Below are 15,708 nucleotides of genomic sequence, written 5' to 3'. Positions count from 1 at the left end.
CAAGGGAGTGGGGGAGGTAGAGGAAGCAAAGGGAGTAGGGGAAGCAACTCAAAACTTTTTCATCCCTCATCCCTCCTACTCTCCCTTCCGCAGCGCAGATATATCCCACGCCCGCTCGATGTCGTCGCGAGGCATTTCTTGGTTGTCTGATTGCAGCACTCGTTCCAGATCTCGCTGGAGCTGTTGGGTGCGCGCAACCCTTCCCTTGTCGTCATCGATCATTGCAGCTTCCCACAGAGCTTGTTCGTCGTGTTCTTTAAAGATGCGGGCGGCGCGATGCGCTCTGTACGCACGAAAGCCTAGTAGCTTCAGGGCTTTCTCGCCCGTTTCTAAGGCAGAGTCGAAGGTTTCACGCTGGACGACTTCGACTCCGCGCTGAATGAATTCATAGGCATGGCGTCGATCGATGGCGCGGGCCAGAATGCGCAGATGGGGAAAATGCTTCTTCACCAGATCGGTGATTTGCAGGGCACGATCGCGATCGTCGATCGCCACCACAAACAGCCGCGCCTCCTTTGCCCCAGCGGCATGGAGGAGATCCAGACGGGACGCATCGCCGTAAAACACTGTGAACCCAAAGCGGCGCAGTAGATCAATTTGGGTCGGACTGTGATCGAGGACGGTCGCTTCAAAGCCGTTGGCAATCAGCAGGCGACCGACAATCTGCCCAAAGCGCCCAAAGCCAGCGATGATCACTGGCGTTTCACCGTCGTCAATTTCGTCGGCTTCGCGTTCCACTTCGGTAGCCATAAAGCGGGGTTGGATCACCTTGTCGTTGAGGATCATAATGAGCGGGGTCAGCGCCATTGAGAGGGCAACCACTACGACCAGAGGGCCAGCGACGTTTTCAGCCAGTACCTTGTTTTGGGTTGCAAAGGACAGCAGGACGAAGCAAAACTCGCCGCCTTGGGCCAGTGCACAGCCAAACAGCAAGCTTTGGCTCAGTTCCATCCGAAAGAAGCGCCCCAGACCAACCAGTACGGCAAACTTAGCGATCGCTAGCGCCAGCACTAAGCCCAAAATCAACCACGGTTGCTCTAGCAGCAGGCTAAAGTTAATGCTGGCTCCTACGGAGATAAAGAACAGTCCCAGCAACAAGCCCTTAAAGGGTTCGATGTCACTTTCTAGCTCGTGACGGTATTCATTCTCTGCCAGCACGACACCTGCAACAAAGGTGCCGAGTGCAGGGGACAGTCCCACTTGCTCCATTGCCAGCGCGATGCCAATCACGAGGAGCAAGGCGGTTGCGGTAAAAATCTCTCGCTGTCCTGTGGTGGCAATAAAGCGAAAGATGGGGCGGGTGAGAAAGCGTCCGCCCAAAATAATGCCGCCCACGGTGCCAATGACCAGCAGCGCTTGCAGCCACGGGGGTAAAGCAGTGCCATGCTCTGCCGTTTCGGCGGCCACTAAAACTACCTCGTTGGTTGACATCGCTGAGGCGATCGGCATCGCCAGCAGCGGCAGAAACGCCAGGATGGGAATGACTGCAATATCCTGAAACAGGAGCACTGAGAACGCGGACTGTCCGGCTTCTGTCTTCGTCAAGCCTTTTTCATTCAGGGTTTGCAGCACGATCGCCGTAGAAGACTGGGCCAGAATCAAGCCGACTGCCAGCGCGGTTTGCCAGGGGAGTCCGAGCAGTATGCCGATCGCGGCGATCACGCTCCCTGTCACTAAGACCTGCAAGCCACCCAAACCCAAAATCGGCACGCGTAAGCGCCAGAGCAACGACGGTTGCAGTTCTAACCCCACCAGGAAGAGCATCATGACGACGCCAAACTCAGCGAAGTGCATGACATCGCTCTCTTCACCACCGCCTACAAACTTCAGGACAAACGGCCCAATGATCACCCCAGCAATGAGATAGCCCAGCACAGACCCCAGCCCCAGCCGCTTGGCGATCGGCACCGAAGCCACGGCCGCGACCAAATAGACAAACGCTTGAAACAACAAATTGTCATGCATGTTGCGCAGCCTCTGGTTGTGGTGTCTCTGGTGCTACCAGGATGCGATCAAGGCTGTAATTGAAATGTTTTGCTTGCCGTAACTCATCCCAGGCGATCGTGTCGTCTCGTAATGCCGTAATCACCGCGCGGTAATCCTCTGCGTGCTGATCAACTTGATGGCGCTCTTGCAGGCGATGCGTTCCCTGCACTACAAACGGCGGCAAATACTCCATGCCACAGAGAGCGGCGGTCTGCTCAAAGGGCACCAGCAATTCCCGAATCGTGAAACGGTTATAGCCCTTCTGGCAGTAAGCTTCTTTGTCGCCCCCAGTGGTAATGGCAGTCAAACATTTTTTGCCCCGTAACGCCGTGCCGCCCTGCCCATACGCAAAACCATGCTCCAGCACCAGATCTTGCCACTCTTTCAGCATGGCTGGACTGCTATACCAGTAAAACGGATGGTGAAACACAATAATGTCGTGTGCTAAAAGCAGGTCTTGCTCTGCCTTCACGTTGATATGAAAGTCGGGATAGGTTTCATACAGGTCATGCACCATCACCGCATCTAGCCCATCCACGGCTTGAACCAAACGCCGATTCACCCGCGACTTTTCGAGGGCTGGGTGAGCAAACAAAATCAAAATCTGGTTCGGAGTGCTCATAGTTTTGCCGTGCAACGTGCGGGTGAGGAATGCTGTGCAAAGGATAACATTTCAGCGCCTAAAGCATGGCTGTAGTAAAGCTTGACCTCCCACAACACGGCACGAGCGGCGATCGCACTCAATCCATCGATCGCACAAGCTGACCTGTCTGATATACATCAATATCAGGACGCTCCATGTTGAGTGGCGGTAGAGGTTTAGCGTGCTCTGTGTCATGCGTAGCACGTCGATCGCCAAGCTGGTAGTAATAATGATTGCCCCCTTCCGTAAAGACAACTCGACGACGAACATCCTCAACTGAGAACTGATAGCCATTGCGTGCTCCGCCCTTCAAAAAATTACGCACCAGCGCTTCTTCGGTGGGATACATGTTGGAAATGGGATACGCCTCCTGGCAGGTTTGCAGCCGTTCTCCGGTTTGCACATCCCACAGTTCAAAGCATTGACCGTAGCCTTGGGCAACCGAGGCCACGAGAATGCGTCCTGCTTGACTGATGGAAAGACTGCCAAACGCGGGGATTTGAGTCGGAAACGATCGCACCACCCTTCCAGTTGTCAGTGCGATCGCTCGAAAGCTGCCGTTGCTGCCGCCCACATACACGATCGTGCCGTCTGGGCTGAGGGCCGCCGCCGTAATGGTCTCCTTTACGTTCCAGTCGCCCTGTAAGTCTGAATGTTGCTTGCCAGAATGCAGATCAAACACCTGTATGTTGCCGTGTTCAAAGACAAAAATCAGTTTCTGGCTGTCTGGACTGATGAAGAGATGTGTTTTTGCGGAAGACTGGACGGGCAGTTTGTGCAGGCACTCAAACATTTCATAGGGGATGTGTGCCACAAGCTGGCTTTGCAGGTCAGGCGAGTCTGCTTCACGCAGCACGTCATACGCTGCCGCCGCTAAGCGTACAGAGTCATGCTCCAGCAGTGGCAGCAGCAAGGCTAGGCCATCATCCCCGTAAGCGTCTGCCTCAGCGATCGCGCGTAACTTATCCTCAATTGATGCATGCGTCAGGCGTTGCTGCAATCCCTCCATACCGCCCAACACAACAAGCATTTTCAGCCACCCTGTTACGCTTGCCTAAAACGGCTGCATCCTTTGCAGGCTCAACATGATCATTCACCAGACATTGCCTTGCGATCGTCTTTCTGCATGATGGCATGGAATTTTGCTGCTGCTGGTTTTTACAGCCAGAAGCCGCTTTGACCTTTCGCAAGCATTGTGGTGTGCCGATGCGAACAATACTGCTATGCCACATGTCATCTGAGCGTTTGATACGAGACCAACTTGATTTTCAAAGGCAGCACACAGCAGGCTTGGAAAGTTAGGAATCAGAATGTATACTGCTACTGGCTCCTGAACTCCTGACTTCTGATTCCCACCTTCTGCTTCCCAAAAACGCGAAGCAGACCAGAGGTGACTCCAGTCCGCTTCACGGTTATCTCATTACACAATCACCGTTGCGATCGTGATGTTAGGGAGCAGGAGGGGGGACAGGAGCTTCGAGACCATCGATCGCGCTAATCTCTCCCGTAAACCGGATCAAGTCAGCCATTGTAAACGTTCCTGGCACCTTAGCAGGCAGCGTGGGCTTCCATTGACGATTGCGCACAAAGAATGAATCGCTATCGCCCTCAAAGAGACCCAAAAAGACCTCGGCCACAATGCGGCTACCCACCTCACCCAGGCGCAAGCCCTTTTGCTGTACGTGTGCCTCTTTAAGGATGTAGTACCAGAGGGGTGTTTCCTTATCAAAGCCAAACCGTGCTGCCACTGCGCCATCTGAACCCGACGCAATCTCACTCGCGCTCAGGGGCTTGAGATTCATGAAGCGTGCCACACTCTGACCAGACGGTAGCCCCATACTACGTCCCCGCAGCAGGTTTCTCACCGCAAGCGATGTAGGAGGCTGAAGGTTTGGCACGTTCGGGAGATTGGGAATATCCTTCAGCGGATTGACGAGGAAGGGATCAAGCTTGCGAGAGTGGTTCACTGGCACGGCTGGATCAATGTCAAAGAAGCGTCGCCAATCCACAATCCAGTTAGTGGGCAAGAGGGTTTCCAATCCTGGACCTTGGGGCGGTATGCGTCTGGATTTGCCCGTAAAGTTAAACAGCAAACCGAGCGAGGCTGGGACGAAGCTGTTGGGAGAGATATCCTTGAAGGTAAAGACACGGTTGTAGTCGTAGGAACTACGGATCATGCTGTGACCCAAACGGTACGCTGCCACCGAGAACTCCACGGGGATAAACGGAAAGGTGTTGAACTTATAGAACTTGCGCCCCTCATTCAGCACTTTGTTGACCTGGTTGGGGTCAAGAATGCGATCGAGGAAGTCAAATACCACAATCCATTGATAGTGCCAAACTACTAGCTGTCTGGCTTCTTCAAAGATGGTCTTGCTGATCGCAGCTTTCCGGGGAATCGAGCCATCTCTGAGTCCATCGACAATCTTGTTGTGGAACTTCAGGATCGCCAGATGGGTCTGCGCTACCAACAGGTTCTCGTCATTGCGCGGATCGCCTAACAAGGCGATCGTGCTGGGGGCGCGAGGAATATCATGGTCGCCTTTGACATTCAGCGGACCGTTAGCATCATTACTGGCCTCGTTTTTACCAATGAGGAACTTCTCTTTGTCCTTGAGCTGATACAGGTAAGGTTGATCATCTGGGCCTGACCCGTAAACGCTATCCAGATCCAGCGCAGGCGTGCGGAAGTTGACGACGGCTTGCGGATCAACCCGCTTCTCTTTTAATGAGGTGGGGTCAAAGGTCAGGTCATGATCAACAAACTGCCCCAAATATGTAAACCCGGCTGGCACATTGCGATTATCGCCATCGGGATGGTCTCTCTGTGGCTCAGTCGGATCGGTGCGATCGTCGATCATGGCATTGCCCAGCGCTACCAGGCTGTCGATCGACGGTGTAAAGGCGGGTAGTTCCGGGAACATCCTGCCGAATTTGCCTGTCTCTGCAAAAGCGCCCTGAGGCGTGTTGTCTCCGTTACGAACGCTAAAGCCGTGTTGTGGTGATGACATAATTTCCTCTAGAAAGAACTCTAGTTTGGCTACGAAGACAGCCTAAACGACCTCCCAAAAAGTTGATGGTACCCGTTGGGGGTATTTTCCCTTGGGCGGCGATATTAGCGCGACAATCGAGCCTGAGGTTGTCATCTGCCCCAGTAACACCAGTTTTGAGTTTTGAGTAGCGCTTTGCGCCGACAAGCTAGAGAGTTTTGAGCGACCGAACCTGCGTAGCATCGCTGGTTGGAGTACCTCATCTGTAGCTCAATGAAAGGGAAATGGTATATCCGTTGCCTGCCAAAGGGTATAGATTCCGCTCGCTTAACCGAATCAGTCGCCTGATGGCATGTTTTGTCCTATGCAATCGCCTCTTGTTAACGATGTGTGAAGGAAAAATGATCGCGAAACTGCGCTCACCTACCCGCTACCCGCAGTCCTTCTACGCCATCAAGGTCGAAAGCGCCATCTCCGAGTCGATCGCCGCCGGATGCGCTTCTGGCTCTAAAGACCAGATGGCATAGCGATCGCCCATTGCCGTGATGACCGTTGCTTCGCCGCGCTGATCAACCCGTTGCGCTATGCGGAGTGCCTGCGTGCGATCGCTCGTGAGTTTAACAAAGCGGTAGTATTGCTCATCAAACAGGATAGCTAACACCCGTTCTGATGCATTTGGTGAAGCAATCCGGCAGGTCTGGTACTGTTCGCGTGATGACAGCAACCGCGATGCAGTGGATTGCTCGTCGATCGTCTCTAATGGCGAGTCGGGTACAGAGTCGAGCGGAGCCACATCAGGCAAAAAGGGTTGAAACCAGTTGACATCTTCACTTTGCAGGGGGACGGCAGAAGGCTGGAAGAGAAACAGCGGTAGTTCTGGTTGCTCTAAACCATCAGCGCGATCAGGAGCCATCACCGCCACAGCTTGCTGATGCAACTCCTGCTGCTCGACTGACCAGTGATCTGCTTCGGTCATACTCTTCAGGGATGTGGTAAACCCATCACCTGCCAGAGCCAGATCGGGCGCGAGGTTTGGGGCAACAGCCTGTAGCATGGCCTGGGCACTAAACCCTTGCTGACCTGAGAGAGAAGCTTCCCGCGATCGCCCCCACTTGCGAAGCAGTTCTGCCGTTGTAATGCCAGTTCCAACGCTAATCACGATCGACATACCAATATGCCGAATCACCACATCGCGTTGATTAATTTGTTCAGTGGACTCGATGCGATCGGGCGGCTCAACCGTGATGGGTTGTGGTCGGCGTGGAATAAAGGCCACCATTGAAACCGAGAAGACGGTACAAGAGGTGAGGATAGCGGACAATAAAACTTTCTCAAAGGCAGAACTATTCATCTTTACCGCTCCAAGGGGCAAAAGGCTTCTTTAACGTGCTGGAGAGCGGTAGTGCAACCTTGAAATTGATCACGCTCAGGCGATCGCGGCTCTGAAACTTAAGTAGGACTTACGCATTTGCCCCAACCCCCAATGCTGGGGGCTTTAATTGGCTCGGTTCCCCCCTTTCTTGTAGCTTGCTTCCCGAAGGGTATGCCCGCTAGGGCTATGAATTGGGGGCCAGGGGGCGAAGGATGACCGCTTTTGCGTAAGTCCTAATTAAGACTGATAAATCCGTAAACTGACGAACCTACAGACTAGTGAACCTACAGACTGGTGAATCTACAGAGTGAATGTGATCATCCCTGAACTGTCCGTTAAAGCACCGATGTATTAACTGAACCTTCGCTCTGCTGCGGCTAGACATTTGGGGTGACGCACTCATGGGCAGTTGCGACATCCAGGTCAATGGTCTAAGAAACAGTGGCTACATACACTTCTTAACCCGCACGCTAAGCTTTCAACAGTCTTTTCACCGTGGATTTACTGAAACTTTAAGCACCTCGTCCCGGTGCAGGGGGCTAAGCGCGAATAGTATCAGTAACGCGCCGCTATTAACCGGATGCATTGCTTCACAATGGCTTGACCAAAATTCATGAATCTGAGAACACTCTTAATTGCTGTCACACTACTCACAACCTGTCTCTTCAGCGCAGTCAAAGTTCGGCAAGCGCTACAGCCTCCTGTGGCTGCTGAAGTATCAGTGTCAGATCGCGTTGAGCAAAACGATCGCCCCGCGACTGCAAACGCTAATAAGTCAGCGACGACTTCAGCCCAGCTTTTGCAAACGAAAACCTGCATTCGCTGTAATTTAAGCGGCATCGATTTGAGCGGCATGGATTTAAGCCGAGCCAATTTTCGCCAAGCCAACCTCGCACGATCGAATTTGAGCCAAACGAAGCTGATCAATGCCACGTTGCGAGGGGCGCAATTGAGTGCAGCCAGCCTTAAAGCAGCCAACTTACAGGGGGCTGATCTAGGCCAAGCGAATTTGAGCGGGGCCAACCTGAGCCAAGCCCAGTTGTTAAACATCAGCCTCTCCCAAGCCAATTTGAAGGATGCCACGCTAAAGCAGGCAGAATTACGGGATGCCAATCTGAGAAACGCCAGCGTTGAGCACGCCCAGATGCAAAATGCCAGCTTATATGGTGCCATTCTTATCAACGCCAACTTGAAAAACGCAGATTTGAGCGGGGCTGATCTCCGCTACGCCAATCTCAAAGATGCCGACTTGAACGGCACCAACCTGTCCAACGCGCGGTTAGATTGGGCCATCATGCCCGATGGCACCAGCTATCAAGGCACCGTTCCCTATTGATTCAACATTGGAAACCTCGGTGACGGGAGGGGCTTATTTGGGGTTCGGTACTGGCTCAACCGCAAGTGGCGGCACTCTGCTAGAATGCAAAGCTGTGGCATTCGCTTCCAGTCCTAGCGTCACTGCCTTGTTAGCCCTTCAACGTTGATTTCTGTCCGCCTAAGACTGACGCTGCAAACGGCGGGGGCTGATGCTACTACTGGAGCTCTATGTCGTTTTCAAACCTCGGTCTGTCCGATGCGATCGTGCGTGCTGTCACTGAGCGCGGCTACACCGAACCAACCCCCATTCAATTACAGGCAATTCCGGCGGTGCTATCGGGTGGTGATCTGATGGCGGGTGCTCAAACAGGTACAGGCAAGACCGCTGGCTTTACCTTGCCGATTCTGCACCTCTTGTCGCAAGGCAGCTATACAGCTTCTCCTGACAATCGTGGGAGCGATCGCCCCTCATCCAACGGACGCTTGCCCGCAAAGATCAGTCAACCTCGCAAGCGATCGCCCATCCGAGCGCTCATTCTCGCGCCCACACGTGAACTTGCCGCCCAGGTAGAAGAAAGTGTGCGTGAGTATGGCAAGTATCTGCGGCTCACCTCCATGACCATTTTTGGCGGCGTGGGGATGCATCCGCAGATTCAACGCTTGAAAGGTGGTGTGGACATTCTGGTAGCGACCCCAGGACGGTTGTTAGACCATGTTCAGCAAGGAACCGTCGATTTATCGCGCATTGAAATTTTGGTGCTGGATGAAGCCGATCGCATGTTGGATATGGGCTTTATCCGCGATATTCGTCGCATTCTGGGACTGTTGCCGAAAGAACGGCAAAATTTGCTGTTTTCTGCCACGTTTTCTGGCGATATCAAGGCGCTTGCCTCCACCTTGCTCGATCGCCCTACCATCATTGAGGCCGAGCGTCGTCAACTGACGGCTGATACCGTTGCGCAAAAAGTGTATCCCGTCGATCGTGAGCAAAAGCGGCACCTGCTCACGCATCTCATCAAAGAACACAACTGGTTTCAAGTCCTGGTGTTTACGCGCACCAAGCATGGAGCCGATCGCCTGGTCAAACAGCTTACTGAAGATCGCATCCCTTCGCTAGCCATTCACGGCAACAAAAGTCAGGCGGCTAGAACCCGTGCCCTCGCAAAGTTCAAAGACGGTAGCATGCAGGTATTAGTCGCTACCGATATTGCAGCACGCGGCATTGACATCAGCGATTTGCCTCACGTCGTCAACTTTGAGTTACCAAATGTCCCTGAAGATTACGTTCATCGCATCGGTCGTACAGGTCGCGCAGGTGCGGAAGGCGAAGCGGTTTCGTTAGTTTGCGTCGATGAACTGAAGTTGCTAGCCGATATTGAACGCCTCATCAAACAGCCCTTGCCTAGAGAAATTGTTCCAGGCTTTGAGCCAAATCCCCACGCCAAGCCAGAACCGATCCAAAACGGACAGCGCGGACAAGCCTCTCGCAGCAAACGCCCCGATCGCGCTCCCTCTCGATCGCCCCATCCCGCTCCAAAGCCTCGTACTGTACATCATGCGGATGGTGGATCGAGTGCACGATCGCCCATTTCCCGTCGTCCTAGTGGAAGACACTGATTAGTTGTTGGTTGTTGGTTGTTGGTTGTTGGTTGTTAGTTGTTATCTAAAAGTAGGGTGGGCAGTGCCCACCCTACAAATTAATTTCAAACTACCGCTTGTAGATATTTGAGCCAGGAATCTTACGAAGCTTGCCTCTCAGCGAGGAGATTTGGATTGTCAAAAAATATTCTCCTCCTAAAAAACTGATCTCGTTCGTCAGCTTTTGTTGAACTTGATCAATAGACGGTTCGCCAGTTAGGTTTTGGCTAAAAGTGAATTCGTACCAAATTACTAGAAAATACGTTGGTAAATCTTGCAATTCTTTGACAACTTTTTGAACAAGGTATGCTTCCTTGATCTGTTGATATTGAGCTATTTGCTGGCACAGATGACTAACAACTTCTTCTCCTAGCCCATGAGGCTTAAAATGATCTCTAGGGCTAATACTGAATTGCTTTCTTTCGATAGTTTTAGCAACTTTACTGTGCTTTTTCCACTTAAGCAAGAAAGCTTTCGCCTCTTCTAGTTTGCCTTGCTCATGTAGTTGATTATAGATTGTTTCGTAGCAATCAGGAGCAATTTTCGGATTGAGAGCGGCAGCTTTTTCAAGATATTGAATACCAGTAAAATTTCCCTCAGCTAGTAGTAAGGTTCCATAGACTCGGTTAGCTGCAACATGGCTATTATTGAGCTTAATGACTGCTTCAAAATAGGGCAAGGCTGCTTTGGAACCATCTAACTTATTGATGTAACAAGATAGTTCCCATGCTTCATCGCTCGTCAGCGGTGTCACTTCAGATTTCTGCATGAGTTGCTTAACTGCCTGCCGAGTTTCTTGAATATAGACATGTTGCTGTTTCCAGGGAGCTTCTGAAGCTAGCTTCCAATTGTGATCAAATTGCGTTACGTATTGTTCTAATTGTCTGCCCAGCAGCTTCTCGGCAGCAGTGATTGCAACAGGCATAGGTAGGTGCACTCGTTTGGGAAAATCGGAAGGGTAACCAAGTGCAGCGAGGCGATCGCGCAAACAGGGATGCGTATCTGCGAGGTTTGTTTTTCGGGCGAAAGCAGTTTCTAACCAGGTTTGATAATTGTTCGATTCAATCGGTGTTTTCAAATGAGACAACAGTTGGGAATAAACCATTGCGGGCACCTCAATCTGATGCTCAACCTGTTCGTAAACGTTTTCCCAGTAGTAATGTAATTTTTGACTTTGCAGTTCTATGTTCAAGAGTGCTTCGGCAGCTTGTTGGGGGCTTGTTTGTTGAGCAGCACAGCGATCTGCCTCATATTCATCCAGGCGGGCTAACACAAAGGAATAAGCATAGAAAAACGGCGCGTACCAATTAAAAAAAGGTTTAAAGAACCAGGTTGAGCCATGATTACCGCCATTTTGTAATCGGTCTAAAACATTTAGCCAGGATTCACGTACTCTGTAAATCCAACCAGCAAATCGAGAATGGTTGCCAGATAAATGCCCAAATTCATGAGCAAGAACAGCCCGAAATTGATCTGGTGAAATTGCCTGCATGAAAGGCAACCCCAGGATGAGATAGCTTTCATACCAACCCAAAATGCCTAATCGTGGGACTTGACAAACAGATGCATTAAACTCATCGGTTAGCAAAACATGGTAGATCGTTGGAACTTGGAGCTTACAGGTAAGGTCATCAATGAGTCCAAACAAATGAGGAAAATGCGATCGCTCCAACTTAAGCCCATTAGGACGTGGAAATTTAATCCATAGCGATTGCAGAATAATAACTAAAAGAAAAATTAAGAGGACTATGCTTTGAATACTACCTCTACCGACGTTTTGAGTACTTACGATTAGCCATAACAAACCTACTAATAGACCAATTAAACCTGCCAGAATGATAAAAAGATAAGCATATCCCAGCCCAGCCAGTAGCCTCACTTGCAGACGGTAGACTGCCGGATGGCGATTGGCATGTGTTTCTAATTGCTGAATGAGTGTTTCGTAACGCTCTCTATTCCACAACATCACTAATTTTCCCCCGTTGGTTGCTTATCTCTAAAATGCCCATAGGAGAAGATAAGGCAACAAGAAGTAGAAGCAGGGTGGGTAGTGCCTACCCTACTATTGATCGTCTCTTACGTACTCTCAGTGGCACTTTGCAAACTAAGCGGTCTCTGCGTCAGAATGCCGATCGCGCTATCTATGCCGATTCTAAATGAGCAACAGGAATTGCTTCGGTTCGTTCAGGTGCTTTTGCTCCAGTGGCGATCGCATGAACGGCATGAAGAATGTCAGCCGAGTAGTACCGATTGCCACAGGTATCACAGACCCCAATCGTCACGTCTTCAAGAATGACGAATCCATTTTTGTGTTTGAATGCTTCCCGCTTGACAGTGCGAGGTTGAACGGTTCCTTCGCAACACTCACATCTGTAGCCATACATAGGTTAAATCTCAAGCTCAGTGACTTCATAAACTGTAATGATTCAGATAACGCCCGTTGCTAGCAAACCGTCCAACGATACCAACAGGTGTTTGTTAACCGATCGCTGTTCCCACAACCACATATCTAGTTCCCCTAGGGTCATCTTTTTCAACTCGAATAACTTGACCGCTCAAGATAGCCGCTTCTACGTCCAGTATAGTCAGCATATCCTCAGCCATTTCTTCCATTGAGTGGGCTGACATATCGTACTGACGAAGCCTGATTTTCTCCCTAATGCGGTCAATGTCGTTACGCGGCACAGAAATCTACGGCGAGATTGGAGCAATACGAAAAGGATCGAGAAAGCAGGTCACATCTACTGACTTATGCGCCCTCAGTAGTATCTTGCGACCCAAGCGGTTTCTGGGCTGGAATGCCGATCGCACGTGGAAATTCATTCGGTGTCAATGCAATCTTTTTCACGTAGATGCAGTGACGATCGCCCTGAGTGAGTGGAGTTGTAAAGGCTTCAATTGTGTCAATTTTGCCACCTAAGATTGCGATCGCAGACTCCAGAGCAATGGTTTCTGCCTCTGTCCACTGTCCTCGATAAAGCACGGCTATACCGCCAACCTTCAAGAGGGGTAGTGCATATTCAGCGCAAACAGGGGCAGCGGCTACGGCTCGAATGAGCGCCAAATCATAGCTTTCCCGCTGGTGTTTTTGTTGTCCAACCTGCTCGACTCGCTCTACTAACGTCCTGACATTCGCAAGTTCTAACTGAGCAATGACCTGATCGATAAAAACGATTTTCTTGCGCGTCGCATCCAGCAGCGTGACCGACCAATTGGGTTGGGCGATCGCCACAGGCAAACCTGGAAAGCCAGCACCAGTGCCGATATCGATGATCTTAAAAGAGTTTTGAGTTTTGAGTTTTGAGTTTTGAGTAGCGCTTTGCGCCGCTGAGTCCGTTGGACACGCTACGCGAACGCTAGAGAGTTTTGAGTTTTGAGTTGAACCGTCCTCTTGCTCTCTGACTTCTGACTTCTGACTTCTGACTTCTGGCTCCTGCCCCCAAAACTGTCGCACTCCTCGCAGCGAATCCCACAGATGTTTTTCCCAAAATTCCGCTGGCTCTGTAATACGCGTCAAGTTGAACTGACGATTTCCCGCCAGCGTCAGGTCATAAAGCTGCTGAAACTGCGCTTGTTGCTGCTCGTTGGGTTGCCAACTTAGCGTCGATTGCCACAGTGCCTCCATGCTGGGTAGGAGGGACGATCGCGAATCAAGTGTAAGACTCCCCTGCTCCCCCTGCTCCCCCTGCTCCCCTTGCTCCCTCATGCCCCTCTCCCCAATTCCCCTAAATCGCTACCTGCGGCTTTTTCGTGCGCTGCTTTAGCTCCTCTGGCTGCACAGCGGTCAATTCACCGTGGCTCAGCGTCCAGCATTGGTCAGCAATATCTACCAGCTCACCTGCGTCGTGAGACACGACAAGTAGACTCCAGTGAGCTTTAAGCTTTGCCAGCAACCCAACCAACTGTTGCCGCATTGACCAGTCTAAGCCAGCGGTAGGTTCATCGAGCAAAAGGATGTGAGGCTGGCGAATCAACTGAACGGCAAAGGCGAGGCGGCGCTGTTGTCCACCACTGAGGGCGTTAGGAGAGGTACGCAGGGGAAGATGAGTCAACCCTACTTCAGCCAGGGCTTGCTCAATGCGATCGCTCGTGAGTTCTGGATGCCCTAAGCGCAGTTCTTCTAGGATGCTGCTGCCGCAAAAGTGGCGTTCAGGGAACTGAAACACCAGACCGCTAAGCTGCTGTAGCTGGAGTGGAATGAGTTCCTGGTCACGCCAAAAAACGCCGCCACTGGTCCGTTCTGCCAGCCCTGCCAGAATCTCTAAGAGCGTACTTTTGCCTGACCCACTGGGGCCAATGATCAGGCCCAACTGCTGGGGTGCAATCTGAAGGTTGATAGCGTTCAAAATAGCCGTATGGCTTGCAGGTGGATGGTAGGACAGGTTTCTGAGCTGAAGCATTCCGTTTGGCTGGTGAAAGATAAAGAAACAATCGATCGTGCTAAGCGATTTGATACTTAATAACGTCCCAGCAGTAGGATGTGTTAGGTGTTAACCGTAACGCATCAGAGGGAATTTATTTTCACGCAAATCCCTAAGCCGCGAATGGAGCTTACCTCTGGAACTTGTTTCCAGAACTTGCGTCACCATCCTTACCTGACTGAACGGCACTCTACCCACTCCATCAAACGCTTCGCACAATCAGTGTTTTCAGCACAGTGTTCTCAAGCGGCAGCAGATTCTTTAGTAAGGGTTGTTCTTATCACTCTAACGAACTTGGTTCCAAGTTACTATTGACTTCTCAACGGGATTTCTTTCCCAGCCGTCATTTCTTTCTTGAATGTATTTTCTTGAATGTATTGTTTCTAGAACTTGATTAACAGGAACGTTATGCCTGCTCAGTTGTTTATCCATTCGCATGCCCCCAAACGCCGCCTACAGTTTGTTAGTGCGGCGATCGTTTCGCTAAGCCTGTGGGCGGGTCCTTCCCTGGCAAAAGATCCGTTTCGGACGACGAATCCCAAAGCTATTGATAATCGCACCGAGGCAGCGTTTAAAAGCTTGTTTGAACAAGGAGACTACATTGCAGCCGACAAGTACGCTCAGCAAGCAGATCCGAGCGATCCGCTAACTTATGCTCTGAGAGCCTCTCTAGCTTTCATCAAATGGCAAGGCGAACGGGATGATAGCCAAAAAGCCGCTCAGCTAGATCAGTTTAGAGACGATGCCACTGAGACGCGTGAAACAGCCCTCTCTTTAGTTGCAAAAGACCCTCTGCGCGGTAATCTTTACCAGGCAGTGGGGCATTTTCTGCAAAGCGCTTATATTTTCAGTAAAGACGGCACCGTGAAGGGCACACCTCAAGCATTGGGCGAAATTCAGCAAGCCTTTAAGTACCTGGATAATGCCGAAAAAGTTGATCCTAGCGACCCAGAATTAAACTTGCTGCGGGGCTATATCGACTTATTTGTCTCTCTCAATCTGCCGTTTTCCAGTCCTACGGATGCCATTAATCGATTGGATAAATACGCAAGTCCACGCTATCTTGCCTATCGCGGCCTCGCGCTTGGCTATCGGGATTTGAACCAACCTGCTAAAGCCCTGGCAGCCGTTGATAGCGCACTCAAGGCTACTCCAAACAACCCCGATGTGTTGTACTTGAAAGCCCAGATTCTTGTGCGTCAGGGTGACAATCGCGGTAGTCTGGCATATTTTGACAAAGCACTGACGAAAAGAAAGCAATTGCCACCGGGCTTAATTAAGCAAATTGACAAGGAACGCACTAGAGCGCAAAATCGCCTGGTGAATGCGGGGCAATAGTGT

The 15,708-nt window shown here is 51.1% G+C and carries 13 protein-coding genes; 3 read left to right on the top strand and 10 right to left on the bottom strand.

The window, feature by feature from the left end; all coding sequences use genetic code 11:
- Positions 1-75 precede the first annotated feature (75 nt).
- From kefC to AC5JLP_RS16740, 5 genes are all read right to left on the bottom strand, one after another.
- Positions 76-1,965: a glutathione-regulated potassium-efflux system protein KefC gene (kefC, locus tag AC5JLP_RS16760; RefSeq protein WP_496069070.1), complete on the bottom strand. Its 1,890-nt coding sequence runs from the start codon at positions 1,963-1,965 to the stop codon at positions 76-78.
- Positions 1,958-2,608 (bottom strand): glutathione-regulated potassium-efflux system oxidoreductase KefF, encoded by a 651-nt coding sequence (gene kefF, locus AC5JLP_RS16755; RefSeq protein ID WP_496069069.1) that lies wholly within the window; start codon positions 2,606-2,608, stop codon positions 1,958-1,960. Before kefF ends, kefC begins: the two co-directional genes overlap by 8 nt.
- Before the next feature lie 118 nt (positions 2,609-2,726).
- Entirely contained in the window at positions 2,727-3,659 is a 933-nt protein-coding gene (locus AC5JLP_RS16750; RefSeq protein ID WP_496069068.1) for a WD40 repeat domain-containing protein, read from the bottom strand.
- 418 nt (positions 3,660-4,077) lie between these two features.
- The gene (locus tag AC5JLP_RS16745; protein ID WP_496069067.1) at positions 4,078-5,640 is read right to left on the bottom strand and encodes a peroxidase family protein; all 1,563 of its coding nucleotides are present in this window, start codon (positions 5,638-5,640) and stop codon (positions 4,078-4,080) included.
- A gap of 424 nt (positions 5,641-6,064) precedes the next feature.
- Positions 6,065-6,970 carry a hypothetical protein gene (locus tag AC5JLP_RS16740; protein ID WP_496069066.1) on the bottom strand — a complete coding sequence of 302 codons (906 nt, stop codon included), beginning with the start codon at positions 6,968-6,970 and terminating at the stop codon, positions 6,065-6,067.
- 634 nt (positions 6,971-7,604) lie between these two features.
- Between AC5JLP_RS16740 and AC5JLP_RS16735 the strand changes: the two genes are divergently transcribed.
- Positions 7,605-8,327, top strand: a complete 723-nt coding sequence (locus AC5JLP_RS16735; protein ID WP_496069065.1) for a pentapeptide repeat-containing protein — start codon at positions 7,605-7,607, stop codon at positions 8,325-8,327.
- A 209-nt stretch (positions 8,328-8,536) separates the two neighbouring features.
- Positions 8,537-9,925, top strand: coding sequence for a DEAD/DEAH box helicase (locus tag AC5JLP_RS16730; protein ID WP_496069064.1), 1,389 nt, complete (start codon positions 8,537-8,539; stop codon positions 9,923-9,925).
- Positions 9,926-10,016: 91 nt separating this feature from the next.
- On the opposite strand, the gene AC5JLP_RS16725 is transcribed toward AC5JLP_RS16730, so the two are convergent.
- The 5 genes from AC5JLP_RS16725 to AC5JLP_RS16705 all read right to left on the bottom strand — a co-directional run bounded on the left by AC5JLP_RS16725 (position 10,017) and on the right by AC5JLP_RS16705 (position 14,346).
- Positions 10,017-11,912 carry a M48 family metalloprotease gene (locus AC5JLP_RS16725; RefSeq protein ID WP_496069063.1) on the bottom strand — a complete coding sequence of 632 codons (1,896 nt, stop codon included), beginning with the start codon at positions 11,910-11,912 and terminating at the stop codon, positions 10,017-10,019.
- A 175-nt stretch (positions 11,913-12,087) separates the two neighbouring features.
- Positions 12,088-12,330, bottom strand: a complete 243-nt coding sequence (locus AC5JLP_RS16720) for a YgiT-type zinc finger protein (RefSeq protein ID WP_496069062.1) — start codon at positions 12,328-12,330, stop codon at positions 12,088-12,090.
- Between the two features lie 94 nt (positions 12,331-12,424).
- Positions 12,425-12,631 carry a DUF4258 domain-containing protein gene (locus AC5JLP_RS16715; protein WP_496069061.1) on the bottom strand — a complete coding sequence of 69 codons (207 nt, stop codon included), beginning with the start codon at positions 12,629-12,631 and terminating at the stop codon, positions 12,425-12,427.
- 64 nt (positions 12,632-12,695) lie between these two features.
- Entirely contained in the window at positions 12,696-13,652 is a 957-nt protein-coding gene (gene rsmG, locus AC5JLP_RS16710; RefSeq protein WP_496069060.1) for a 16S rRNA (guanine(527)-N(7))-methyltransferase RsmG, read from the bottom strand.
- Between the two features lie 19 nt (positions 13,653-13,671).
- Positions 13,672-14,346 (bottom strand): ABC transporter ATP-binding protein, encoded by a 675-nt coding sequence (locus AC5JLP_RS16705; RefSeq protein WP_496069059.1) that lies wholly within the window; start codon positions 14,344-14,346, stop codon positions 13,672-13,674.
- A gap of 429 nt (positions 14,347-14,775) precedes the next feature.
- On the opposite strand from AC5JLP_RS16705, the gene AC5JLP_RS16700 reads away from it, so the two are divergent.
- On the top strand, positions 14,776-15,705 hold the full coding sequence (locus tag AC5JLP_RS16700) for a Sll0314/Alr1548 family TPR repeat-containing protein (protein WP_496069058.1): 930 nt from the start codon (positions 14,776-14,778) through the stop codon (positions 15,703-15,705).
- The last annotated feature ends 3 nt before the right edge of the window (positions 15,706-15,708 follow it).

It is taken from the genome of Stenomitos rutilans, assembly GCF_059505485.1.
The sequence above is the reverse complement of the archived record's forward strand: the minus strand, read 5'-3'. Positions and strand labels throughout refer to the sequence as shown.